The 22,372-nt window shown below is 74.5% G+C and carries 17 protein-coding genes; 6 read left to right on the top strand and 11 right to left on the bottom strand.

Annotation, left to right across the window (positions count from 1 at the left end):
* Positions 1-80: 80 nt before the first annotated feature.
* The 3 genes from purH to OF852_RS12655 are packed head-to-tail and all read right to left on the bottom strand — an operon-like array spanning position 81 to position 3,583.
* Positions 81-1,676 (bottom strand): bifunctional phosphoribosylaminoimidazolecarboxamide formyltransferase/IMP cyclohydrolase, encoded by a 1,596-nt coding sequence (gene purH, locus OF852_RS12665; protein WP_271119517.1) that lies wholly within the window; start codon positions 1,674-1,676, stop codon positions 81-83.
* Entirely contained in the window at positions 1,673-2,260 is a 588-nt protein-coding gene (gene purN / locus OF852_RS12660; RefSeq protein ID WP_271119516.1) for a phosphoribosylglycinamide formyltransferase, read from the bottom strand. The genes purH and purN overlap by 4 nt, the downstream gene beginning before the upstream one ends.
* Positions 2,261-2,269: 9 nt before the next feature.
* Complete coding sequence (locus OF852_RS12655; protein ID WP_271119515.1) at positions 2,270-3,583, bottom strand: cell division protein PerM; 1,314 nt, start codon at positions 3,581-3,583, stop codon at positions 2,270-2,272.
* A gap of 80 nt (positions 3,584-3,663) precedes the next feature.
* Between OF852_RS12655 and OF852_RS12650 the strand changes: the two genes are divergently transcribed.
* A complete protein-coding gene (locus OF852_RS12650) occupies positions 3,664-4,272 on the top strand; it encodes a DUF4166 domain-containing protein (protein WP_271119514.1) in 609 nt (202 codons plus the stop codon).
* 48 nt (positions 4,273-4,320) lie between these two features.
* Positions 4,321-6,978 (top strand): LuxR C-terminal-related transcriptional regulator, encoded by a 2,658-nt coding sequence (locus tag OF852_RS12645; RefSeq protein WP_271119513.1) that lies wholly within the window; start codon positions 4,321-4,323, stop codon positions 6,976-6,978.
* A gap of 9 nt (positions 6,979-6,987) precedes the next feature.
* On the opposite strand, the gene OF852_RS12640 is transcribed toward OF852_RS12645, so the two are convergent.
* The 4 genes from OF852_RS12640 to sucC all read right to left on the bottom strand — a co-directional run bounded on the left by OF852_RS12640 (position 6,988) and on the right by sucC (position 14,644).
* Complete coding sequence (locus tag OF852_RS12640; protein WP_271119512.1) at positions 6,988-9,594, bottom strand: fibronectin type III domain-containing protein; 2,607 nt, start codon at positions 9,592-9,594, stop codon at positions 6,988-6,990.
* A gap of 199 nt (positions 9,595-9,793) precedes the next feature.
* Positions 9,794-12,388, bottom strand: coding sequence for a fibronectin type III domain-containing protein (locus OF852_RS12635; protein WP_271119511.1), 2,595 nt, complete (start codon positions 12,386-12,388; stop codon positions 9,794-9,796).
* Between the two features lie 150 nt (positions 12,389-12,538).
* Positions 12,539-13,438: a succinate--CoA ligase subunit alpha gene (gene sucD / locus OF852_RS12630; RefSeq protein ID WP_271119510.1), complete on the bottom strand. Its 900-nt coding sequence runs from the start codon at positions 13,436-13,438 to the stop codon at positions 12,539-12,541.
* A gap of 36 nt (positions 13,439-13,474) precedes the next feature.
* Entirely contained in the window at positions 13,475-14,644 is a 1,170-nt protein-coding gene (gene sucC / locus OF852_RS12625) for an ADP-forming succinate--CoA ligase subunit beta (RefSeq protein WP_271119509.1), read from the bottom strand.
* Positions 14,645-14,835: 191 nt separating this feature from the next.
* Between sucC and OF852_RS12620 the strand changes: the two genes are divergently transcribed.
* Positions 14,836-15,591: an oxygenase MpaB family protein gene (locus OF852_RS12620; RefSeq protein ID WP_271119508.1), complete on the top strand. Its 756-nt coding sequence runs from the start codon at positions 14,836-14,838 to the stop codon at positions 15,589-15,591.
* Here the strand turns inward: OF852_RS12620 and OF852_RS12615 are convergent.
* The 3 genes from OF852_RS12615 to OF852_RS12605 form a co-directional block, all read right to left on the bottom strand.
* Entirely contained in the window at positions 15,563-16,474 is a 912-nt protein-coding gene (locus tag OF852_RS12615) for a hypothetical protein (protein WP_271119507.1), read from the bottom strand. The genes OF852_RS12620 and OF852_RS12615 overlap by 29 nt on opposite strands.
* Before the next feature lie 87 nt (positions 16,475-16,561).
* Positions 16,562-16,945 carry a hypothetical protein gene (locus tag OF852_RS12610; RefSeq protein WP_271119506.1) on the bottom strand — a complete coding sequence of 128 codons (384 nt, stop codon included), beginning with the start codon at positions 16,943-16,945 and terminating at the stop codon, positions 16,562-16,564.
* 71 nt (positions 16,946-17,016) lie between these two features.
* Positions 17,017-19,449, bottom strand: coding sequence for an ATP-dependent helicase (locus tag OF852_RS12605; RefSeq protein ID WP_271119505.1), 2,433 nt, complete (start codon positions 19,447-19,449; stop codon positions 17,017-17,019).
* Positions 19,450-19,649: 200 nt separating this feature from the next.
* On the opposite strand from OF852_RS12605, the gene OF852_RS12600 reads away from it, so the two are divergent.
* Positions 19,650-20,471 (top strand): DUF559 domain-containing protein, encoded by an 822-nt coding sequence (locus OF852_RS12600; protein ID WP_271119504.1) that lies wholly within the window; start codon positions 19,650-19,652, stop codon positions 20,469-20,471.
* 69 nt (positions 20,472-20,540) lie between these two features.
* On the opposite strand, the gene OF852_RS12595 is transcribed toward OF852_RS12600, so the two are convergent.
* A complete protein-coding gene (locus OF852_RS12595) occupies positions 20,541-21,563 on the bottom strand; it encodes a glycerophosphodiester phosphodiesterase family protein (RefSeq protein ID WP_271119503.1) in 1,023 nt (340 codons plus the stop codon).
* Between the two features lie 26 nt (positions 21,564-21,589).
* Between OF852_RS12595 and OF852_RS12590 the strand changes: the two genes are divergently transcribed.
* Positions 21,590-21,838 carry a hypothetical protein gene (locus OF852_RS12590; protein ID WP_271119502.1) on the top strand — a complete coding sequence of 83 codons (249 nt, stop codon included), beginning with the start codon at positions 21,590-21,592 and terminating at the stop codon, positions 21,836-21,838.
* 4 nt (positions 21,839-21,842) lie between these two features.
* Positions 21,843-22,355, top strand: a complete 513-nt coding sequence (locus OF852_RS12585; RefSeq protein WP_271119501.1) for a hypothetical protein — start codon at positions 21,843-21,845, stop codon at positions 22,353-22,355.
* Positions 22,356-22,372 lie beyond the last annotated feature (17 nt).

The raw sequence follows: 22,372 nt of genomic DNA, 5'->3' as shown, positions 1-22,372 counted from the left end.
GCGCAGATCGGGCCGGACCTCCGAGAATCGGCACACCCGCGCCCGTCGAGGAGCGCACCCGGAGCGCACGAGGAGCGCGCTCAGTGGAAGAAGTGCCGCTCCCCCGTCACGTACATCGTGACGCCGGCCGCCTGGGCGGCCTGGATGGTCTCCTCGTCGCGGACCGAGCCGCCGGGCTGCACGATCGCGCGCACGCCCGCATCCAGCAGGATCTGCGGCCCGTCGCTGAACGGGAAGAACGCATCCGAGGCCGCGACGCTGCCCGCGGCGCGCTCGCCCGCCCGCTCGACCGCGAGGCGGCACGAGTCGACGCGGTTGACCTGGCCCATGCCGACGCCGACCGCCGCCCGGCCGTTCGCCAGGAGGATCGCGTTCGACTTCACGGCGCGGCAGGCGCGCCACGCGAACTCGAGGTCGGCGAGGGTCGCCTCGTCGGCGGGCTCGCCGGCGACGAGCGTCCAGCTCGAGACCGGCGCGAAGTGCGCGTCGACGTCCTGGGCGAGCAGGCCGCCCGAGATCTGCTTCACCTCGCGCGCCGGCCGCACGAAGTCGGCGGGCAGACGGAGGAGACGGATGTTCTTCTTCGACTGCAGGACGGCGAGCGCCTCCGGCTCGAAGTCGGGCGCGACCACGACCTCCGTGAAGATGTCCTTGATCGACTCCGCCGCGGCCAGCGTGATGGGCCGGTTCGCGGCGATGACGCCGCCGAAGGCGGAGACCGGGTCGCACTCGTGCGCCTTGCGATGCGCCCGCGCGATGTCGGAGGCGGTCGCGATGCCGCACGGGTTCGCGTGCTTGATGATCGCGACCGTCGGCTCCTCGTGGTCGTAGGCGGCCCGCAGCGCCGCATCCGCATCCACGTAGTTGTTGAAGGACATCTCCTTGCCGTGGAGCTGCTCCGCCTGGGCGATCCCCGCGGTCGTGTCGGTCGTGTACAGCGCGGCGGCCTGGTGCGCGTTCTCGCCATAGCGCAGCGACGACGCGAGCTCGCCGCGGAGCGTGAGGGTCGGGGCGAAGTCGCTCGTGTCGGGCGTGCCGCCGTCGACCCAGCCCTCGCTCGCGAACCAGCCCGCGACGGCCGTGTCGTAGGCGGCGGTGTGGCTGAAGGCGGCGGTCGCGAGGCGGCGGCGCTGCGCGAGCGTCGTGCCGCCGAGCTGCAGCGCCTTCACGATCTGCGGGTAGCTGTCGGGGCTCACGGCGATCGCGACGTTCGCGTGGTTCTTCGCGCTCGCGCGCACCATGGCGGGGCCGCCGATGTCGATCTGCTCGACCACGGCATCCCCCTGGGCGCCCGAGGCGACCGTCTCGACGAAGGGGTAGAGGTTCACGACGACGAGGTCGAAGGCGCGGATGCCGAGCTCCTCGAGCTGCGCCTCGTGGTGGGCGAGGCGGAGGTCGGCGAGGAGGCCGGCGTGCACGGCGGGGTGGAGCGTCTTGACGCGGCCGTCGAGCGACTCGGGGAACCCGGTGACGCTCGAGACCTCGGTGACCGGATGCCCGGCCTCCGCGATCGTCTTCGCGGTCGAGCCGGTCGAGACGATCTCGACGCCCGCCTGGGCGAGCGCCGCCGCGAGCTCGAGGAGCCCGGTCTTGTCGCTCACCGAGATGAGGGCGCGCCGGATGGGGACGACGTCGCGGGGGCGGTACAGGGCGGGGTCGTGCTGGGGGCCGCTCACGCGAGCTCCTTCAGGTCGATGGTTCCGTCGGCGATGTCGAGGACGGACTGCACGAGCAGCCGCCGCTCGACGAGCTTGATGCGGTCGTGGAGGGTCGACTCGGTGTCGCCCGGGAGGACGGCCACGCGCTCCTGCGCGATGATCGGCCCCGAGTCGACGCCCGAGTCCACGACGATGACGCTCGCGCCCGTCTGCGTCACGCCGGCCGCGATCGCGTCGCGGACGCCGTGCGCCCCCGGGAACTCCGGGAGGTAGGCGGGATGCGTGTTGATGAGCCCCGGCGAGAGCGCCTCGACCGCGGCGGGCGGGAGCAGGCGCATGAAGCCGGAGAGGACGACGAGGTCCGGCTCCCACACGCCGAGCTGCTCGACGAGCTCCGCACCCCAGGACTCGCGGTCGGGGTAGGCGGTGAAGGGCACCGTGAAGGCGGGGATGCCGAACTCCTCGGCGTGGGCGAGGCCCTCCGCGTCGCGGTCGGCGCCGATGGCGACGACGCGGGCCGGGAAGGCGGCGTCCTCGGAGGCCTCGAGGAGGGCCCGGAGGTTGGAGCCGCCCCCGGAGATGAGGACGACCAGCCGGAGCACCGCCCCAGCCTAGCGGCTCGCGTCGGGGCCGCCGAGCGGCGCAGCCGGCTCGCCCCGGCGCTCGGCGTCGTGGCTCGGCATCTCGGCCGCATCGCCGTCGTCGGCGCCGATGAAGCGCCGCCCGACCCCCGCCGCCGCGACCCCCGCGCCGAGGCCCAGGGCGAACTCCCCCGCCGCGATCGCGCCGACGAGCAGCGGGTCCGGCCCCACCTCGACCAGCCGGCCCGGGCCGGCCGAGCCTCCCGACCACCAGGCGAGGAGCCCCATGATGGCGCCGCCGACGAGCGCGCCGCCCACTGCCGTCCCGACCAGCCAGCCGGCCGCGCCCGGCCGCGAGTCGATGCGGCGGACGAGCCCGCTCCGCAGCCAGGCGCCCGCGAGGAAGGCGGCCGCGACCGGCACGAGGACGGCCGCGAAGCCGTAGTCGAGCTCGCCTGCGGGCAGGGCGCCGAGGATCGGCACCGCGGGGACGGGCCCGACGGCCGTGCCGAGCGGCGAGATCGTGGAGCCCGTGCCGAGCGCGAAGCCCGGCCCGACGGCCCACGACGCCGCCCAGATGACGAGGTTGGGCACGACCGCGAGCTGCCCGAGCGTCAGCGCGATCCCGCCCGCGACCTCGCTGTGGAGCGACTCGTACAGCCGGATGATCTCCGCGTAGGAGGCGAAGACGAGCACCGCGACGCCCACCGCCGACACGAGCACGACGATCGCGGCGGAGGCGGCGCCCGCACGCAGCGCGCCCGCGACGGCGACGCGCAGGCGCGGCGGCCAGTCGGCGATCCAGTCGCGGAGCGAGCTGCCGGGGGCATCGGGGCCGACCTCGGGGCCCGCCCGGAGGACCGCGATGAGGATGCCGGCGCCGAAGATCGCAGCCGGCAGCAGGCCCGCCTGCACGAGCGAGGGCCTGGCCGCCTCGTGGACCGCCGTCCACGCGAGCGCGAGCCCGAGCACGCCGACGGCCGCCGTCGCGACGGCGCCCCCGAGGAGCCGGTGGCCCGTCTCGGCGACGCGGCCGCCGGCGCGGACGCCGAGCAGGAGCGTCAGGACGGCGAAGCCGAGCGCCGCCAGCGTCACGACGACCGGCTCGGTCGCCGCCCCGCCCAGCCCCCCGGCGAGCGCCGGGTCGAGGCGCAGCGTCACATCGACCCCGTGCCCGATGAGCCACGTGTCGACGGCGGCGCGCCAGAACACCGCCCAGTCGGGGCCGAAGCCGTACTCCGCCGCCCACAGCACGGTGAGCGGCACGAGAGGGATGGCGACGCCGATGCCGACCGCGAGCAGCGCCTCGAGGGCGGCGTAGAGCACGGTGAGTCGGCGGGTCACGGTTGCGACCCTAACCGCGCGGACGACGCACACCGGCCCGGCACGCCCTCGCCCGGCGCCCGCCCAGGCAGAATGCCCTCATGGCCGAGTCGGTGACCCAGCGGGTGCTCGGGGCGCGCTTCGCGCAGCTCGACCCCCGCCTCCTCGCCTACTTCTCGGCGCCGCCGGAGGGCTGCGTCGGGCACGGCACGGGCGTGTACGAGGAGGCCGGCTCGCGGGTGCGCTGGCTGCGGCCGCTGTGGTCGTGGCTCGCGTGGCGGGGCGTGCTGTTCCCGGAGCTCGGCCGCGACATCCCCTTCACGACGACGAACACGCCGGACGGCGACGGGCTGCGCGCCCGTCGCACCTTCGAGTTCCCGGGACGCTCGCGGGTCATGCTCGACCGCATGTCGGTCGTCGACGGCGAGCTCCACGACCGGCTGGGCCGCCGCGGCGGCCTCGAGGTGCGGCTCGCGCTCCACGTCGTCGACGGCGGCATGCGGATGCGCTCGGAGCGGCTCTGGCTGCGGCTCGGCCCGCTGCGCCTGCCCCTCCCGCCGCTCGCCGTCGTCGAGCTCGACGAGCGCATCGGTCCGGCGGGTCGACAGCGCGTCGACCTGCGGATGCGCGCGCCGCTCCTCGGCGAGGTGTTCCGCTACACCGGCTCCTTCGACTACCGGATCGCGCCCCGGCAGCACGCGATCCCCTAGGGTCTGACCCTGGGAGGATGCAGGCGCACCCCCAGTCCTGGAGGTCCCGTGGTCCAGCGTCCGGTCGAGGAGTCGCGGCTCGCCGCCGCGCTGGAGCGCGCCCGCGGCGCCGAGCCGCAGGTCATCGTGATCGAGGGCGAGCTCGGCAGCGGCAAGACCTGGCTGCTGGACCGACTCGCCGGGCGCGCCGTCGAGACGCGCATCGTCGAGCTCTCGGCCCGGGAGGTCGGCGGCGACCCCAACGCGGGCGTCGACGCGCTGCTCGCGGCGCTCGGCGCGAGGCGGCGCCGCGCGGGGGCGGACACCGCGGCCACGGCGGCCGGCCTCCTCGCCGCCTGCGCCGCCGCCGCCGAGGAGCACCCACTCCTGATCGCGATCGACGACGCGCAGGAGCTCGACGCGGCGAGCGCCGACACGATCTGGCGGGCGCTCCGCCGGCTGCGTCACGGGCGCGTGCTCGTCGTCGTCGCGAGCCGGCCGCAGGGGCGGATGCACGCCCTCCTCACGCGCGGCACATCCGGCGAGCGAGCCCGCGTCCTCCGGCTCGACGGGCTCGGCAGGGCGGCCGTCGCGCGGCTCGCGCTCGAGCGCGGCGTCGAGGGGCTGCGACCCGCGGATGCGGCCCGCCTGACGGAGCTCACCGACGGCAACCCGCTGCACCTCGTGACGGCCATCGACGGGCTCGGCCCGCGGCTGCGCGTGCGCGTGCCGGACTCGCTGCCCGTCCCGAGCGCCTTCGCCGAGGAGCTCGAGGTCCGCCTCGCCGGCTGCGGCGACACGGGGCGCGCCCTCCTCGCGATCGCCGCGGTCGCGGGGGATGCGGTGCCGCTGTCGACCGTCCTCGCCATCTCCGAGCTGACCGGCCTCGAGGTGTCCCTCGACGACGCCATGCGCACGGGCCTCCTCGACCTCGCCGACGACATCGGGCAGCGGGAGGTGCGGATCGCCTCCGCCCGCATTCGCGAGGGCATCCGGCACGCGCTCCCCGACGCCCGCCGTCGGGCACTCCACGCGGCGGTGGCCGAGCAGTTCGAGGGTGAGCGGCGCGCGACCCACCTCCTCGCCGCGACGGAGCTGACGGACGAGGCCGTCGCCGACGAGCTCGCGGACGCGGCGGCGGAGGCCGCGCGGGCGGGGCGGCTCGCGCTCGCCGCGCGACACGCCGCCCGGGCGGCCGGCGTGCGACGGGACGCGGCCGCCCGCGCGCTGCTGCTCCTCCAGGCGGCCGAGCTCGCGACGCTCGCCGACGAGCAGACGCTCGCCCGGTCGCTCGCCCCCGCCCTCGAGGGGCTGCCGGCCTCGCCGCGACGGGAGCTCGCACTCGCCGGGCTCGACTTCGTGGCCGGCGACTTCGACCTGGCCCGCCGCCGCGTCCGCGCCCTCGGCGAGGAGGCGGGACGCGGCTCCGCCTTCCGCGCGGTCGTGGAGGGCGGGCTCGCCTGGGCCGCGGGCGATCCGGACGCCGTGCTGGCCGCCGCACGCGAGCCGGACGCCGCGCCGGCCACGGCATCCCCCCTCGAGGCGGCCGCCGAGTCCGCGCACGAGCAGCGGCGCCGACTGCTGCTCGCGGGCGCGCAGTGGATCGGGGGCCTCGGCGACCCGCGTCCCGCGATCGGCGAGCTCCTCCATCCCGGCGACGACCGCCCCGTCGCCATGGGGAACGCGGAGGCGCGCATCATGCTCGGCCAGGTGGCGCTCTACGGCGGGCAGCACCGGGAGTCCTCCGCCGTGTTCGCGCAGGCGGTCGCGGAGGCACGCGCGAGCGGCTCGACGCCGGTGCTCCAGCTCGCGCTCGCCATGACCGCGTTCTCGGGGTACGCGACGGGCGACTGGCCGGGCGCCGAACGGGATGCGGAGGAGATCCTGGGGCTCTCCCTCACGAGCGGCGAGTCGCTCAGCGACGGGATGGCGCACACCGTCCTCGCGATGCTCGACGCCCAGCGGGGCGAGCTGCAGTCGGCCGCGCGCCGCATCCGCGCCGCCCGCGAGCACGAGCGGCGCCGCCCGGTGCCGCAGACGACGGGGATCATCACGGTGGCGACGGCGCTCCTCGAGCGCGGGCGCGGCGACCCCGAGGGGGTGCTGCTCGCCTTCGAGGGGCTCGAGGGCTCCGCGGTCGGCGCGACGGTCGATGCGGCCGGCGCGGGCGGCTGGCGGGTGCTCCGCGCGGAGGCGCTCGTGCGGCTCGGACGGGAGGCGGAGGCGCGGGCGCAGCTCGCCCGGGTCCCGGAGGGCGCCTCGGCGCTGTTCGGCCACCCGCAGTGGGTGCTGGGCCTCGCGGCGGAGCTGCGCGGGGATGCCGCGGGCGCGGTGACGGCATACCGCGAGGCGGCCGCGGCGAGCGACCTCGCCGAGACCCCCTGGGCGCGGGCGGTCGCCCTCGAGTCGCTCGGCGGCGCACTCGGACGGGCGGGTGCCGGCGACGAGGCGGCGACGACGCTCCGCCTGGCCCGCGCGGCCGCCGTGCGCCTCGGTCTCGCGGGGACCACGCCGAGCACGCCGCGCGAGGGCTCGGCGAGGCCGGCGCCGGCCGCATCCTGGTCGGCGCTGACCCCCCGTGAGCGGGAGGTCGCGGAGCTCGCCGCGGCGGGCCGGCTCAACCGGGAGATCGCCGACGAGCTCCACGTCGCGGTCAAGACGGTCGAGTACCACCTCGCCAGGGCCCTCGCGAAGCTGGGCCTGCGCTCGCGCCGCCAGCTGCGCTGAGCACCGGGCTCAGGAGACCCCGGCGCGCCGGCCGCGGCGGAGCAGGCTCGCGCCGAGGGCGAGCAGGAGGAGCGCGGCGAGCCCGAGGGGTGCCGCGTCGCCGCCCGTGGCGGCGAGCACCGCCGCCACGGAGCCGTCCGACGACTCGGCCGCGGACCCGGCCGCGGTGACCCGGAGCGGGATGCGGGCCTCGCTGACTCCGGCGCCCGGCACCTCCACCCGGAGGACGACGGTGTGGCGTCCCGGCTCGGTCGTCGCGGGGACGCGGGCCTCGATCCGGAGACGGCCGTCGGCACCGACCCTCGCCTCCCCGAGCTCCACCGGTGTCGAGTGCAGCTCGGCCGTGGCCCGGGTGCCCTCCGGGAGCCCGGTGTCGGCGACGACGATCGTGCCGCCGGCCGCGACCGACGCGAGCTCGCTCCCGCCGGCGCCGAGGAGGACCGGCGAGAGGATGAAGGGCGTCGCGACGACGGAGGCGGCCTCGCCCCGGCCCGCGGCCGTGACCGCCGACACCCGGACGGTGACCGGCGTGCCGTTGGCGAGGCCCTCGATCCTCGCGCTCGTGCCCGTCACCGTCTGCACCTCGGATCGCGGCAGACCCGGGGCCGTCCAGGCGATCTCGTAGCCCGTGACCGGCGAGCCGCCGTCCTGGGCGGGTGCCTCCCAGCTCAGGGCGAGGGCGCCGTCGAGCGGCCGGGCCGCGAGCGCGGCGGGCGCGCCGGCGGCCGCCGCGACCCGCGCCTCGACCGCCTCGGAGGCCGCGCCGGCGCCCGCCTCGTTCACGGCCCGCAGCCGGAGGAGGTAGTCCGTGCCGGCACGCAGGCCCTGCACCGTCGCGGTCCGCGCCGCGGACCCGTAGGCGGCATGGGCGCGCCAGCTCGCCTCGTCCGCCGCGCGCACCTCGAGCGTCCAGCCGGTCACCGGGCTGCCGCCGTCGAGGGCCGGCGCCCGCCAGCGCAGCTCGATCGTGCCGTCGCCCTGGCCCGCGAGCTCGAGCCGGGGCGCTCCGGGGGCGCTCAGGGGCTTCGTCGACCAGATGCCCGAGGGCCGCCCGTCGCCGGCCCCGTTGCGCGCGAGCACACGGATCTCGTACCGCACGCCGTTCTCGAGACCCGTCACCCGGGCGCTCCGCGCCGAGGCCGGGCTCGGTGCGGAGGCCGTCCACCGCGACTCGCCCATCGCGCGGTGCTCGACGACGTAGCCCGTGATCGCCGCGCCGCCGTCCGAGGCGGGCGCCGACCACTCGAGCTCCATCGCGCCGTCCTGCGGCACGAGGTCCCGCACCTCGGGCGCGCCGGGGACGGTGCGCGGGGTGCCGGAGACGGCGAGCGACGACCCGTGCCGTGCGCGGTTGCGGGCGCGCACGAGCACCTCGATCGGCTCCCCGTTCACGCCGTCGACGACGAGCGGCGAGGTGACCTGCCGCCAGTCGCCGCCGCGGATGCTGGCCTCGTAGCCGAGGATCGGCGAGCCGCCGTCCGAGGCGGGCGCGCCCCAGCTGACCGCGATGGCCCCGTCGGACCCCTCGACGACCGGCTCCCGCGGTGCCGATGGCGCGGCCGGCGGGTCCACGACCAGGGACTCAGGGGGCCCGAAGCCGCCGCCCTGCGCATTCATCGCGACGATCTCGACGCGGTAGCGCTTCGCGTTGTCGAGCGAGTCGATCAGGGCCTGGCGGCCACCGGTCCAGTACGTGGCGATCGGATCGCCGCCCACCTCGGCGACGACGATCCGGTAGGTGATCATCCCGCCGTTCCCCGCATCCTGCGGGGCGTCCCAGCTCAGGCCGACGGCGCCATCGAGCCCCGTGCCCCGAAGCCCCCTGACCGCACTCGGCACGCCGCGCACGGCGAGCGTCACGTCCGCGTCCGCGACGATGCCGTCGTTCGTGGCGCGGACCCTGACGGTGCGGGTCACCGACTCCGTCGGCGTGCCGCTGATCGTGTGCCCCGAGATGCGGAGACCGGCGGGGAGCGGGTCGCTGCCCGGGGCGAGTGCGAGCACGGCGGTCGACGGCGTGACGCCCAGGTCGATGCCGGAGACCGCCACGTCGCGTCGGGCCTCGAAGCTGCCGCCGGCGACGGTCGGCGGCGTCGCGTCGACGAAGGTCCGGAAACGGAAGTCGTACCACCCCTCGAATGACCGCCACGCTCCCTCGTGGTGGACCACGGCCGCGCCGCGCGGGTACTGCTCGCGCGTCATCACCGTCGCGGAGAGCCCGCCCGAGGGGACGACGAGCGCGTAGCGGGTCCCCGCCGTGACCGGCGGCGCGGGATCGAAGGTCCAGCTCGTGAGGCCGTCCGCCGAGCCCGCGGACACCGCCGTCGCGAGGAGCGCATCCGGATTCCCGTCGCGGACCGTCATGAGCTGGAGCGCCCCGGTCGCATCGTCAACGACGGAGAACTGCGCCTCGACGAGCCGCCCGCTGAGCCCGGCGGTGAAGGTCTGCGCGTACATCACGCTGTTCGTCGCCGTCGCCTCCCTGGGGCCCAGGTTCTCCTGGTCGAGCGTCGAGGCCGCGTGCGCGGCGCCGGCCGGCACGAGGAGCAATCCGGTCGTCAGCGTGAGGACCGCCGCGAGCGCGACGAGCGCACGCCGGGAGAGGGAGAGGGGCATGGGCGTCGCTTTCGGGTCGCGCGGGACGGAGGCGCGGCGCCACGAGGCCCCACGCCGTCCCGACGCTAGACGCCGGAACGCGCGGACGGCCCCGGGGTTTCCCCGGGGCCGTCCGCCTGCACCTCCCCCACTTCGGGGGGGGGGGCGGATGCCGCCCCGTCGGGGGAGGCGGCATCCGCTCCCGGTGCGTCCGGCTGGATCAGGAGCCGAGCGCACCCCGGGTGCGGCGAGTCAGCACCGCGCCCAGTCCGAGCAGGAGGAGCGCGGCGAGCCCGATGGGCGCCGCATCTCCCCCGGTGAGGGCGAGACCCGCCGCGGCGGTCGCGTTTTCCGGCGCCGCCGTGATGCGCACCGGGACGCGCGCCGTCTGCACGCCGACGCCGGGCACGTCGAGCTCGACGACGACCGTGTGGCGGCCGAGCTCGGCGCCGGCCGGGATCGCCGTGTCGATGGCGAGCGCGCCGTCGGCGCCGACGGTCGCCGAGCCGAGCGCGACGGGCGTCGAGTGGAGCTCTGCGCTCACCTCGGTGCCCGCGGGCAGCTGCGAGTCGGCGATCGTGAACTCGTCGCCCGGGTGGAGCTCGGCGAGCTCCTCGCCCTCCGCATCCCGCAGCTCGATCGAGACCCCGAACGGCGTCGCCGTCACGGTCGCGTCATCGCCCGTGCCCGCCGCGGTGATCGCGTGCACCCGGAAGATGACGGGCGTCCCATTGCGCAGGCCCTCCACCGTCGCGGTGGTGCCGACGACGATCATCTCGTTCGAGCGCTGCACGCCCTCCCACGACCAGACGATCTCGTAGCGGGTCGCATCCGAGCCGCCGAGCTCGGCCGGAGCCCGCCAGCTCAGCTCGACCGCGCCGTCCTGCGGCACCGCCGTGAGCTCGGTCGGAGCGTCCGAGGCGACCGCGAAGCGGGCGTCGACCGGCGCCGAGCCCTCCCCGGCGCCGGCCTCGTTGACCGCGCGCACCCGGAACGCGTAGTCGGTGCCGGGCACGAGGCCCTCGACCGTCGCCGTCGTGGTGCCGAGCGGGGGCTCGCTGTAGCCCGTCCAGCCCGCGTCGCCCTCAGCCCGGTACTCGAGCAACCAGCCCTCGATCGCGCGACCGCCGTCGAACTCCGGTGCTGACCACGCGAAGTCGAGCGTGCCGTCTCCCTGCGCGGTGAGCTTCAGGCTCGGCGCGTCCGGGGCGCGGAACGGGATCTCGGTCTCGGCGTCCGAGGCCTCGCTCTCGCCCGCCTCGTTGAGCGCGATCACCCGGAACTCGTACGTCACGCCATTCTGGAGGCCGGTCACGGGCGCCTCGCGCTCGCTCGCCGGCGACCGCCCGGAGCCCGACCACGTGAGGGTGTCGACCTCGCGGTGCTGCACGAGGTAGCCCGTGATGGCCGAGCCGCCGTTCCAGTCGGGAGCCGACCAGGCGACATCCACGGCGCCGTCACGCGGCGAGACCGCGCTGATCGCGGGGGCGTCGGGGACGGTCCGCGGGGTGCCGGCCGTCGAGACGGCCTCGCTCTGGCGCGAGCGGTTGTGTGCACGCACCGACGCCTGGATCTCCTCGCCGTTCGCACCCGAGAGCACGAGCGGGGAGGTCTGCGGAGTCCAGCTGGCGCCGCCGTCGAGGGTGACCTCGTAGCGGACGATCGGCGAGCCGCCGTCGCTCGCGGGGGCGTCCCAGCGCAGGGTGATCCGCTCGTCGTCCTCCTCGACCGCGAGCTTCCGGGGCGCAGAGGGTGCAGCGGGCGGCGCGACGACCGCGGTGACGGAAGGGCTCCAGCCCTCGACGTCAGCGTTGTGCGCGTCGACCTCGAAGCGGTAGTCCTTCGCGTTGTCGAGGTCGACGAACATGATGGCGCGGCCCCTCGTGGTGATCGTCGCGACCGCGGCGCCACTCTCGGCCTCCGTCACGCGCACCCGGTAGGTGAGCGCACCGCCGTTGCCCGCATCCGCCGGCGCGTTCCAGGTGAGGAGGACGGCGCCGTCGTGCCCCTCGCCCGCGACGCCCGTGATCGCAGACGGGATGCCCTTGACCGTGAGCGTCACCTGCGCGTCGCGGGTGATGCCGTCGTTCGTTGCGCGGACCGTCACGGTGCGCGTCACCGACTCCCGCGGGGTGCCGACGATCGAGTGCCCCGAGAAGCCGAGACCCGCTGGAAGGGCGGCGCTGCCCGGTGCGAGCGAGAGGGTTGCCGTGGACGGGGTGACCGCGAGATCGACGCCCGAGGCGACGGCGCCGCGGCGGAGTTCGAAGGAGCCGCCCGTGATCGTCGGGGGCGTGCCCAGGTAGGTGCGGAACGAGGTGTCGTACTCAGGGTAGGAGTTCCAGCGCGAGCTCGATTCCTGGTAGACCAGATTGCCGTCCGGGTACGAGTCCCCCGTCACCGAGAGCGCCCCGTTCGCGACGAAGACGATCGCGTACTGCGCGCCTGCGGTGACCTGAGCCGGCGAGGCGAAGGTGGCGCTGGCCCAGCCGTCGGCCGCGGGAGCGCCGATCGTCCCGCTCGACAGCACGGTGCCGGTCGGCGAGCCGTTCGAGACGCTCTGCAGCGAGACGGCGGACACGCCAGGGGCCATGATGTCGACGCGGGTGAGCGAGCTCGACCACGTCGGCTGGAATGTCTGCGCCCAGGTGATCTGTGCCGTGATCGAGGTCGCCGCCGTCGGCCCGGAGTTCGAGGCGTCGAGGACGCCGTCGGCGGCGGATGCAGCGGCAGCCGGCAGGAGGGTGAGCCCTCCGACGAGCAGTCCGACCGCGGCGATCGCGGCGAGAGCGCGCTGGGGCAGGGCAAGAGGCATCGAACTTCGCTTTCGGGTCGCGAGTGTGGACGCGCGGAGCCTCGACGCCCCGCGCGTCTCCGACGCTAGACCCCGGGAGACGGCGACGACCCCGGGGAAGACCCGGGGTCGTCGTGTTCCCTCGCCCCCAGTTCGGGGGCGCGGATGCCGCTAGCGCTGCTCGAGGATCTCGCGCATGAGCTGCGCGGTCTCGCTCGGCGTCTTGCCGACCTTCACGCCGGCGGCCTCGAGGGCCTCCTTCTTCGCCTGCGCGGTGCCCGCGGAGCCGGAGACGATCGCGCCCGCGTGGCCCATCGTCTTGCCCTCGGGGGCGGTGAAGCCGGCGACATAGCCGACGACCGGCTTCGTCACGTTCGCCTTGATGAACTCGGCCGCGCGCTCCTCGGCGTCGCCGCCGATCTCGCCGATCATGACGATCGCCTCGGTCTCGGGGTCCGCCTCGAAGGCGGCGAGCGCGTCGATGTGGGTCGTGCCGACGATGGGGTCGCCGCCGATGCCGATCGCGGTCGAGAAGCCGAAGTCGCGGAGCTCGAACATCATCTGGTAGGTCAGCGTGCCCGACTTCGAGACGAGGCCGATCGGGCCCGTGCCCGTGATCGTGGCGGGCGTGATGCCGACGAGCGACTCCCCGGGCGTGATGATGCCGGGGCAGTTCGGGCCGATGATGCGCGTCGTGCCCTTCGCCTTCGCGTGAGCCCAGGCCTCCGCCGTGTCCTGCACGGGGATGCCCTCCGTGATGACGACGAGGAGCGGGATGCCGGCATCCACGGCCTCGATCATCGCGTCCTTCGCGAAGGCCGGGGGCACGAAGGCGATCGAGACGTCGGCGCCGGTCTCGGCCATCGCCTCCGCGACGGTGCCGTACACGGGCAGCTCGACCGAGGAGCCGTCCTGCGCGGTGTGGCTGACGGTCGTGCCGGCCTTGCGGGCGTTCACGCCGCCGACGACCTGGGTCCCGGCCTTGAGCATGAGCGCCGTGTGCTTGGTGCCCTCGCCGCCGGTGATGCCCTGGACGATGACCTTGGAGTCCTTGTTGAGGAAGATCGACATGTTCTGTTCAGTCCTTGATCGGTGATCCGGCGGGGCTCAGGCGGCCGCGTTCGCGAGCTCGGCGGCCTTCGCGGCGCCGTCGTCCATGGTGGTCGCGAGCGAGATGAGCGGGTGGTTCGCGTCGGCGAGGATCTGACGGCCCTCCTCGACCTTGTTGCCGTCGAGGCGCACCACGAGCGGCTTCGTCGCGGCGTCGCCGAGGATCTCGAGCGCCTTCACGATGCCGTTCGCGACGGCGTCGCAGGCGGTGATGCCGCCGAAGACGTTGACGAAGACGCTCTTGACCTGCGCGTCGCCGAGGATGACGTCGAGGCCGTTCGCCATGACCTCCGCCGAGGCGCCGCCGCCGATGTCGAGGAAGTTCGCCGGCTTCACGCCGCCGTGCGCCTCGCCCGCGTAGCTGACGACGTCGAGCGTCGACATGACGAGGCCCGCGCCGTTGCCGATGATGCCGACCTGGCCGTCGAGCTTCACGTAGTTGAGGTCGTTCGCCTTCGCCTTCGCCTCGAGCGGGTCGGCGGCGTCCTTGTCCTCGAGCGCCTCGTGCTCCGCGTGGCGGAAGCCGGCGTTCTCGTCGAGCGTGATCTTGCCGTCGAGGGCGACGATGTCGCCGGCACCCGTGAGCACGAGCGGGTTGACCTCGACGAGCGTCGCGTCCTCGCCCGTGTAGACCTCGTAGAGCTTCACGAGCACGGGCGCGACCTTCTCGACGAGCTCGGCCGGGAAGCGGGCCGCGGTCGCGATCTCGGTCGCCTTCTCGAGGGTGATGCCCTCGCCCGGCACGACCTCGATGCGCGCGAGTGCCTCGGGGCGCTCCTCCGCGAGCTGCTCGATCTCCATGCCGCCCTCGAAGGAGGCGAGGGAGAGGTAGGAGCGCTCGGCCCGGTCGAGTAGCACGGAGAAGTAGTACTCCTCCGCGATGTCGGCGCCCGCGGCGACCATGACGCGCTTGACCACGTGGCCCTTGATGTCGAGGCCGAGGATGTCGCGCGCGGCGGCCTCCGCATCCTCGGGGGTCTTCGCGACCTTGACGCCGCCGGCCTTGCCGCGGCCGCCGGTCTTCACCTGCGCCTTGACGACGGTCACGCCGCCGAGCTGCTCGGAGGCCGCGCGCACCGCCTCCGGGGTGTCGGCGACGATGCCCGGGAGCACCGGCACACCGTACTTCTCGAACAGATCACGGGCCTGGTACTCGTAGAGATCCACGCTGAATTCATCCCAATCGCGTCGGATGGTCGGGGGTGGGCAGCCGCAGTCTCGACGCCGAGATATGTCGATGTCGAGAGAAATCGGCCATCGGCCACTCTACCGGCTCGCGCGGGGGCCGATCAGCCGGGCGGCCGGATCGCGGAGGAAACTTCCCGGGTTCTTCTCCCGGCCGGGTGCGACCATGGGGCATGCCCGGCTCTCCCGCCTTCGAGCGCTACACCCGTGACGGGGCGCTCGTGCTCGGCGGTCCCGCGGCGATCCTGCTGCAGGTCGCCGACCCCGTGGTCGCGGCCGGCGTCGCCGCGCACAGCGCTTTCGCGCGCGAGCCGATGCGCCGCCTCCGACACACGCTCGGCTACGTCTACGCCGTCGCGCTCGGCGGCGCCGAGCTGCGCGCGCTCGCGGCGTCAATGGTCGACCGCGCGCACGAAGGCGTGCCAGGCGGCAGGGACCCCGGGCGCCAGCTCTGGGTTGCCGCGACGCTCGCGCAGACCGGGATCGAGGTGCACGAGCTGCTGCACGGCCGGATGGAGCCGGCGCTTCGGGCTGAGATCCTCGAGCGGGCCGCCGCAATCGGGACCCTGCTCCAGGTGCCCCCGGGCGAGTGGCCGGACGGACCCGAGGCCTTCGACGCCTACTGGGCCGACGCGCGCTCGCGGCTGGCGGTCGGCGAGGACGCGCAGCGCATCGCGGACGACATCCTGCATCCCATCGCGGTGCCCTGGTGGGGGCGCCTCGCCATGCCCTGGGTACGCGTGCTCACGACGGGGCTGCTGCCGCCCTCGCTGCGCTCGGCCTACGGGCTGCGGTACGACGCGGCGCGCTTCTCGCGCGTCGTGCGGATCGTGCGCGCACTGCACCGGCTGGCGCCTCGCGCCCTCCGCGAGCTGCCCTCGCGCCAGGCGCTCGCGCGGCTCAGCGAAGCGAGTAGGTCGTCGTCGTGATCGTGTAGCTCGTCGCCATCGCGTCGGCCTTGCCCCGCAGCAGCACGGCCCAGTTGAGGCGCGTCGACCGGGGCGACAGCGTCACGGTCGGGGACGAGAGGGTCCCGCTGGTCGTCCGCATGGATCCGGTGCCGCTGTCGCCGCAGCCGCTGAGCGAGCGCGAGGCTCGACAGGCCGCGATCGCGGTGCCACCCTCGATCTCCATCGAGCTGCTCACCCTGAATTTCGCCGGTACGACGCTCGAGCGGACGGCGGCGGGAAGGGCGAGGCCGTGAACGGCGCGAGTCGCCCAGGATCCCGATCCGCCTCGACCGCCCGAGTAATTGATGCCGCCGCTGTTCCTCGGGAACAGAACCTCGAAGCACCGAGCCGTGAAATCGTCCTCGATATCGGTGCAGCGTCGGAGCGATGCGAGCGCGGACACCCTCTGCGTCGTCGTCTTCTTCACGAGGCGCTTCGTGCTCACCTTGACGGAGGTCGAATCCTGCAGCACGTCGCCGTCCGCGTTCGTGATGCTCGCCGTCGCGATGAACGTGCCGGCCTTCGTGACCCCGCCGACCCGGCCGCCCCACCTGAACTCGGCCCGCGCGCTCGAGCGGATCGGCCAGCTCGCGACCGTCCTGGAGCCGAGGCGCACGCGGAGGGTGCCCTCCACCGCCTCGTCGACGAGCTCGCCCGTGTCCGCGAAGCCCGCGAAGGTGAGGACGACCGTGTCGTCGTAGCCGTCGCGGATCGGATAGATCATGTTGTCGCTGCGCTCGAGCGCGACGCCGGCGAGCTGGCTGGCCGGCGCCGCAGCGGCGGGCGCGACGGCGACAGGAGCTGAGAGGAGCGCGGCGGCGGCGAGGAGCGCGATGGCGGCGCGGGGCGCGAGACGGGGCAACGGAACTCCGGAAATCGAGGATCGCGCGGATCCGCGCCCGATGATGCTACGTCCGCCCGCGCCAGGCAGGTACCACCCGAACGGGGGTTAGGCGATCGTGCGGTGCTCGACGAGCACGCCCGCGCGGCGGGCCGCCGCCGCGACCGCCTCGACCGCCGAGACGTAGGCCTTGTCGGTGCGGACCGCGCCGATCGCGCCGCCCTTGACGGCGCCCGTCGCGAGGTCGCGATCGATGCGGAACGAGGCGCGGCCCTGCTCGTCGACGCGCTCGCCCACGAGGAAGCCGACGTGGAAGTTCTTGCCGGCGAGGCCGCCGAGCAGCAGCGTCAGCGGCATGCTGCCGCGGGTCGCCTTCGACCAGCCGGGGGTGGACGGCGAGAGCGTGTAGCCCTCCGCCTCGAGGGCGCCGATCACGACGGCGCGGGCCGCGGCGACATCGACGCTGAAGGTGATCTCGGTGTTCGAGGGCATGAGGGTCTCCGGCTCCATCGGGGAAGGGATGCCCGAAGCCTAGCGGAGTCGAGCCCCGCTCAGCCCTCGACTCACAGCTTCTCGATCGGGGCGATCTTGATGAGCAGGCGCTTGCGCCCCGACTGCTCGAACTGCACCTCCGCGACCCGCTTCGGGCCGACGCCCGTGACATCCGTCACCCGGCCCTCGCCGAAGTCGGCGTGCCGGATGCGGTCGCCCGGCTCGAGGGCGAGGTCGCCGTTGTCGCGCACCGCGTTCGTGACCGCGCTCGTCCACTCGCGCTTCTCCCGCGGCGGGCGGGATGCGGCGGCCGGGAGCGAGTCGCGGAGGCTGAAGCGGCCGCCCGCCGCGCCGCCCTCGCCGGGCCCGCGTCGCGCGTTGAGCGCCCGCGGCTGGGTCCCGCCGCGCGAGGTCGCCATGCCGGGCGACTGCCGCCACTCCACGAGCTCCATCGGGATCTCCTGCAGGTAGCGGCTCGGCATCGCGACGCTCGTCTCGCCGAACTGGGCGCGCGTCATCGCGAGCGAGAGGAAGAGGCGCTTGCGGGCCCGCGTCACGCCCACGTAGAACAGCCGTCGCTCCTCCTGCACGCCGCCGGGCTCGCCCGCCGACATCTGGTGGGGCAGGAGCCCCTCCTCGACACCCGTCAGGAAGACGGTGTCGTACTCGAGGCCCTTCGCCGTGTGGAGGGTCATGATCGAGACGGAGCCGTCGCTGTCGTCGATCTCGTCCGCCGCCGCGAGCAGCGCCACGTTCGTGAGGAAGTCGATGAGCGTGCCCTCGGGGTTCTGCTTGCGGAACTCCTTCGTCTGCGCGAGGAGCTCCTCGAGGTTCTCCGCCCGCGCCTCGTCCTGCGCGTCCCGGCTGGCCCGGAGCGACTCGATGAAGGCGGTGCGGCGCAGCAGCAGCTCGAGGATCTCCGACGGCGGCGCCGGGGATGCCGTGTTCGAGCCGGCCGCGAGCGCCGCCGCCTCGTCGAGCACGGTCGACAGCTCGCGGATCGCGCCCGTGACCTTGGGACCGAGGCCGACCTCCCCCACCTCGCGGAGGGCCTCGCGGAGCGGCACGCCGAGCCGATCGGCATGCGCCTGCAGCGCGGCCTCCGTCGCCGGGCCGATGCCGCGGCGCGGGGTGTTCATGATGCGGCGGAGCGCCAGGTCGTCGTCCGGGTTCGCGACCTGGATGAGGTACGCCATGGCGTCCTTGATCTCGGCGCGGTCGTAGAACTTCGTGCCGCCGGGGATCCGGTACGGGATCGCCGAGCGGATGAAGATCTCCTCCAGCGGGCGGGTCTGCGCGTTCGTGCGCACGAACACCGCCATGTCGTCGTAGCCCTCGCCCTTCTGGCGGAGCGCCTCGACCTCGTCCGCCACGAACTGCGCCTCGTCGTGGCCCGAGTAGCCGGTGTAGCCGGTGATCTGCTCGCCGCGGCCGCTCGTCGTGAACAGGTTCTTCGCCTTGCGGTCGAAGTTGTTCGAGATGACGGCGTTCGCGGCATCGAGGATCACCTGCGTCGAGCGGTAGTTCTGCTCGAGGAGGATGACCTTCGTGTCCGGGAAGTCGCGCTCGAACTCCACGATGTTGCGGATGTCGGCGCCGCGGAAGGCGTAGATCGACTGATCCGAGTCGCCGACGACCGTGAGGCTCGCGCCCGCGATCGAGCCGTCGGGCTCGCGGCGCGTGCGGGTGTCGGCGGGGACGTGCTGCGGCTCGACCGGCTGCACGAGCTCGCGGACGAGCGCGTACTGCGCGTGGTTCGTGTCCTGGTACTCGTCGACGAGCACGTGCCGGAAGCGCCGCCTGTACAGCGCCGCGACCTCCGGGAAGTTGCGGAACAGGTGCACGGTCTCGCCGATGAGATCGTCGAAGTCGAGTGCGTTCGCGCGGCGCAGCCCCTGCGTGTAGCGACGGAAGATCTCGACGAAGCCCGCCTCCTTGGGGTCGTCGTAGTTCGCGTTCCGGGCGAAGTCCTCGACATCCCCCAGCTCGTTCTTGATCTTCGAGATGCGGCCCGCGACCCCCGCGACCGTGAACCCGAGCGTGTCCGCATCCAGCTCCTTCACGATCCGCTTGATGAGGGCGCGGCTGTCGGCGGAGTCGTAGATCGTGAAGCCCGACTTCATGCCGAACACCTCGGCCTGACGGCGCAGGATGCGGACGCACGCCGAGTGGAAGGTCGAGATCCACATCCCCTCGGCGGCCTGCCCCACGAGCTGATGCACGCGCTCGCGCATCTCGGCGGCGGCCTTGTTCGTGAAGGTGATCGCGAGGATCTGGCTCGGCCACGCCTCGCGGTTGTCGAGCAGCCCCGCGATGCGGCGGGTGAGGACGCTCGTCTTGCCGGAGCCGGCCCCCGCGACGATGAGGAGGGCCTTGCCGCGCGAGACCACCGCCTCCCGCTGCTGGGGGTTGAGCCCCTCGAGCAGGCGCTCGTCGACGCCGGGGGACGCGCCGCCGGCGCCGGGTTCTGGGTCGGGGTCGAACCCCTCGAGGACCATGCTCATCGCGTACCCGAGTCTAGGCGGGCCCGCCGACGCCGCCCGCCCGGCGCGGAGCTACGGACATCCGACCTCGGCACCGATTCCGCGCCCGCGCAAGGCGCTGGCGTCCGCAGCGGTGCACTCGCCCCTCCTTCACACCCCGTACCCATCCACCGATTCGCCGCTGCGCCCCGTGGCCGGCTGCACCGCGCGACAGTGGCCGGATGCTCGAGCGCCTTCAGCCGGATCGCCTCCACTCCGCCGCGGAGCTCATGCGCGGCGGGCTCACCAGAAGAGCGCTCGAATCCTTCGTCGACGGCGGCCGGCTGATCCGCGTCCGCCGCGGTGTCTTCGCCGCACCCGGACTCCCGCCGGATCTGCTCGCGAGCGCGCGCGTGGGAGGACCCGCGACCTGCGCGACCGCACTGCGGGCGCTCGGCGCATGGACCTGGCCAGATGACCGACTCCACGTCGCGCTGCCGCGGGGAGCTCACCGCACCGGCCCGGCGTCCCCCTCGACGCGGATCCACTGGCGGCGCCGCGACGCCGACCGCATGTGCCTGGTCGTCGAACCCGCACGCGCGATCCTCGACCTCATCGCGTGCCACGGGCCCGTCGCCGGAGCGGCAGCAGCGGACTCGCTGCTGCGCAGTCGGCCCGGCTTCGCGATCGATCTGGAAGAGCTCCGGCTCCTCGCGCCCGCATCGGCGAAGACGGTGCTCGCGCGCGTGGACGGCGTCTGCGAATCCGGCATCGAGACGGTCTTGTGGCATCGCCTGACCGAGATGCGTCTGCCGGTGCAACGCCAGGTCGTCATCGACGGCGTAGGGCGGGTCGACTTCCTCGTCGGCGACCGACTCGTCATCGAGGTCGACGGACGTTCGCACCACCTCGGTGCCGAATTCGAGTCCGATCGAGACCGCGACGCGGAGCTCGGCCGTCGCGGGCGCCGGGTGCTCCGATTCAGCTATCTGCAGATCATGACGCGCCTCGATCAGGTCGAGGCGGCGGTCCGGGCCGCGGTTCGTCGCCGCGATCACCGCTGAGGCATGTACGTCCGCGCGGACATCCGGGGCGTCTCGGACGGCGGAAACCAATCCGGCCGCGCACGTCCGTCACTCCGCACGCTCGGCGAGGGCGGCGCGCGCCGCGACGCCGAGATCCGGGTGGTCGAGGAAGACGCCGTCGAGACCCGTGCGCATGACGAGCTGGAACTCGCCCATCCAGTCGCCGTGCTCGCGCGGCGAGCGCCCGCGGCGGAAGGACGGCAGCAGGAAGCGGTTCTCGGGGCGGAGCGTCCAGAGGTACGCCTCGAGGCCGGCCCGGTGGATGCGGTCGACGAGATCGCCGGTGCGGACGCCGTCCGGGCCCTCGGAGACGAGGAGCGGCTTCGCGACCGAGACGCCGTCGAGCGTCGCCGCGAGCCGCGCGAGACCCGCATCCGTGAGGTGGGCCGCATAGGGGAGGGCCGCGCGCCCGTGCCGGGCGCGGAGGTCGGCGGGCGAGCCCGAGTCCTCGACGAGGTAGACGCGGCGCCCGGGGAGGCCGCGCTCGCGGAGCCGCTCGAGCACCGTCTGCTCGAAGGACTCGACGATGAGCCGTGCGGGGTCGGCGGCGGCCCAGGCGCCGAGGATCGGCGCGGCGAGCTCGTCGAGCGGGAGGCCGATGGAGTCGAAGTAGTCGGCGTGCTTGATCTCGGCGACGACCCCGATCGGGCGATCCTGCCGCGCGCTCCACTCGTCGACGAGCGCGAGCAGCTCCTCGAGCCGCAGGATCGGGCTGCGCCCGTCGAAGGCGGTGGATGCCGGGCGCAGCCTCGGCAGCCGCTCGACCGCTCGCAGCGTCTGCAGCTGAGCCCAGCTGAGGTCCTCCGTGAACCAGCCCTCCTGCCGCCGGCCCTCGATCTCCTTCGCCGTGCGGAGGTGCGCGAGCTCGGGATGCGAGGCGACGTCCGTCGTGCCCGAGATCTCGTTCTCGTGGCGGATCACGAGCACCCCGTCGCGCGTCGCGACGAGGTCGGGCTCGACGAGATCGGCCCCGAGCGCGAAGGCCAGCTCGTAGGCCTCCCGGGTGTGCTCCGGCCGCCAGCCGCTCGCGCCCCGGTGGCCGATGATCTGTGGACGCGCAGCTCGGGTCACGGAGCCAACGCTAGTCTGAGCGCATCATGGCGGGGTGCTCGGGGTGCGGCGGCGAGCTCGAGCCGGGCTGGAAGTTCTGCATCCGCTGCGGCGCCCGCATCCAGGTGCTCGAGCCGACGCGCGAGTCGGTGCCCGAGCCGGCGCCCGAGCCCGGGCCTGCCGTCGAGGCCCGCGAGTCGCCGATGCGCACCGCCCTCCTCATCGGCGGCGGGCTCGTCGTCGTCGCGGGCGCGATCTGGCTCATGGCGGCCATGGTCCTCCGCGCGATCGGCTGAGCGCGTGCGGCCGCCGATCCTGCCGCCGCCCCGCTGGGGGACCGTCCGAGAGCGCGCGCTCCTCGGCCTCGGCCTCCTCGTGGCGGGCGCGGCCTCCATCGCCGGCGCCGTCGAGTGGATGCTGTGGATGCTGTACCTGGGCTCCGCGCTCCACGCGGCCGGCTGGGCGATCCTGCCGGGCGCGGGCTGGCGGCGCGTCCTCGCCGCCGCGGTCTCGACGCCGGCGATCTGGCTGCTCATCTCCGGCAATCCGCGCTTCCTGGTGGTGCTCGTCGTGCCCGTCGCCTGCTGGCTGCTCGTCCGCCACCGGCACCCGCTCGCCTGGCTCGCGCTCCCCATCCCCCTCGCGGCGGCGCTCGCGGTCGGCGAGACGATCCCGGGCTCGGGCGGGCGGTACCCGGTCGCCCTCGCGCTCGTCGCGGCCTCCGCGGTCGCCGGGGCGTGGATCGCGGCGCTGATCGACGCGCGCGTCCGCTCCCGGCGAAGTCCCCGGCCCGGACCCAGCCTCGCTCCGTAGAATCGCAGCATCGCCGT

The sequence above is a fragment of the Homoserinibacter sp. YIM 151385 genome (genome assembly GCF_027912415.1).
Classification (GTDB): Bacteria; Actinomycetota; Actinomycetes; order Actinomycetales; family Microbacteriaceae; genus Schumannella.
Note: the sequence above shows the minus strand (reverse complement) of the source record. Positions and strands in the feature narration are given on the sequence as shown.

Coding starts and splice junctions, on each gene's coding strand:
- OF852_RS12610 (WP_271119506.1), bottom strand. CDS start 16,945: ATGCCCTCGAACACCGAGATCACCTTCAGCGTCGATGTCGCCGCGGCC.
- OF852_RS12650 (WP_271119514.1), top strand. CDS start 3,664: ATGGCCGAGTCGGTGACCCAGCGGGTGCTCGGGGCGCGCTTCGCGCAG.
- OF852_RS12620 (WP_271119508.1), top strand. CDS start 14,836: ATGCCCGGCTCTCCCGCCTTCGAGCGCTACACCCGTGACGGGGCGCTC.
- sucD (WP_271119510.1), bottom strand. CDS start 13,438: ATGTCGATCTTCCTCAACAAGGACTCCAAGGTCATCGTCCAGGGCATC.
- OF852_RS12605 (WP_271119505.1), bottom strand. CDS start 19,449: ATGAGCATGGTCCTCGAGGGGTTCGACCCCGACCCAGAACCCGGCGCC.
- OF852_RS12600 (WP_271119504.1), top strand. CDS start 19,650: ATGCTCGAGCGCCTTCAGCCGGATCGCCTCCACTCCGCCGCGGAGCTC.
- OF852_RS12590 (WP_271119502.1), top strand. CDS start 21,590: ATGGCGGGGTGCTCGGGGTGCGGCGGCGAGCTCGAGCCGGGCTGGAAG.
- OF852_RS12640 (WP_271119512.1), bottom strand. CDS start 9,594: ATGCCCCTCTCCCTCTCCCGGCGTGCGCTCGTCGCGCTCGCGGCGGTC.
- OF852_RS12635 (WP_271119511.1), bottom strand. CDS start 12,388: ATGCCTCTTGCCCTGCCCCAGCGCGCTCTCGCCGCGATCGCCGCGGTC.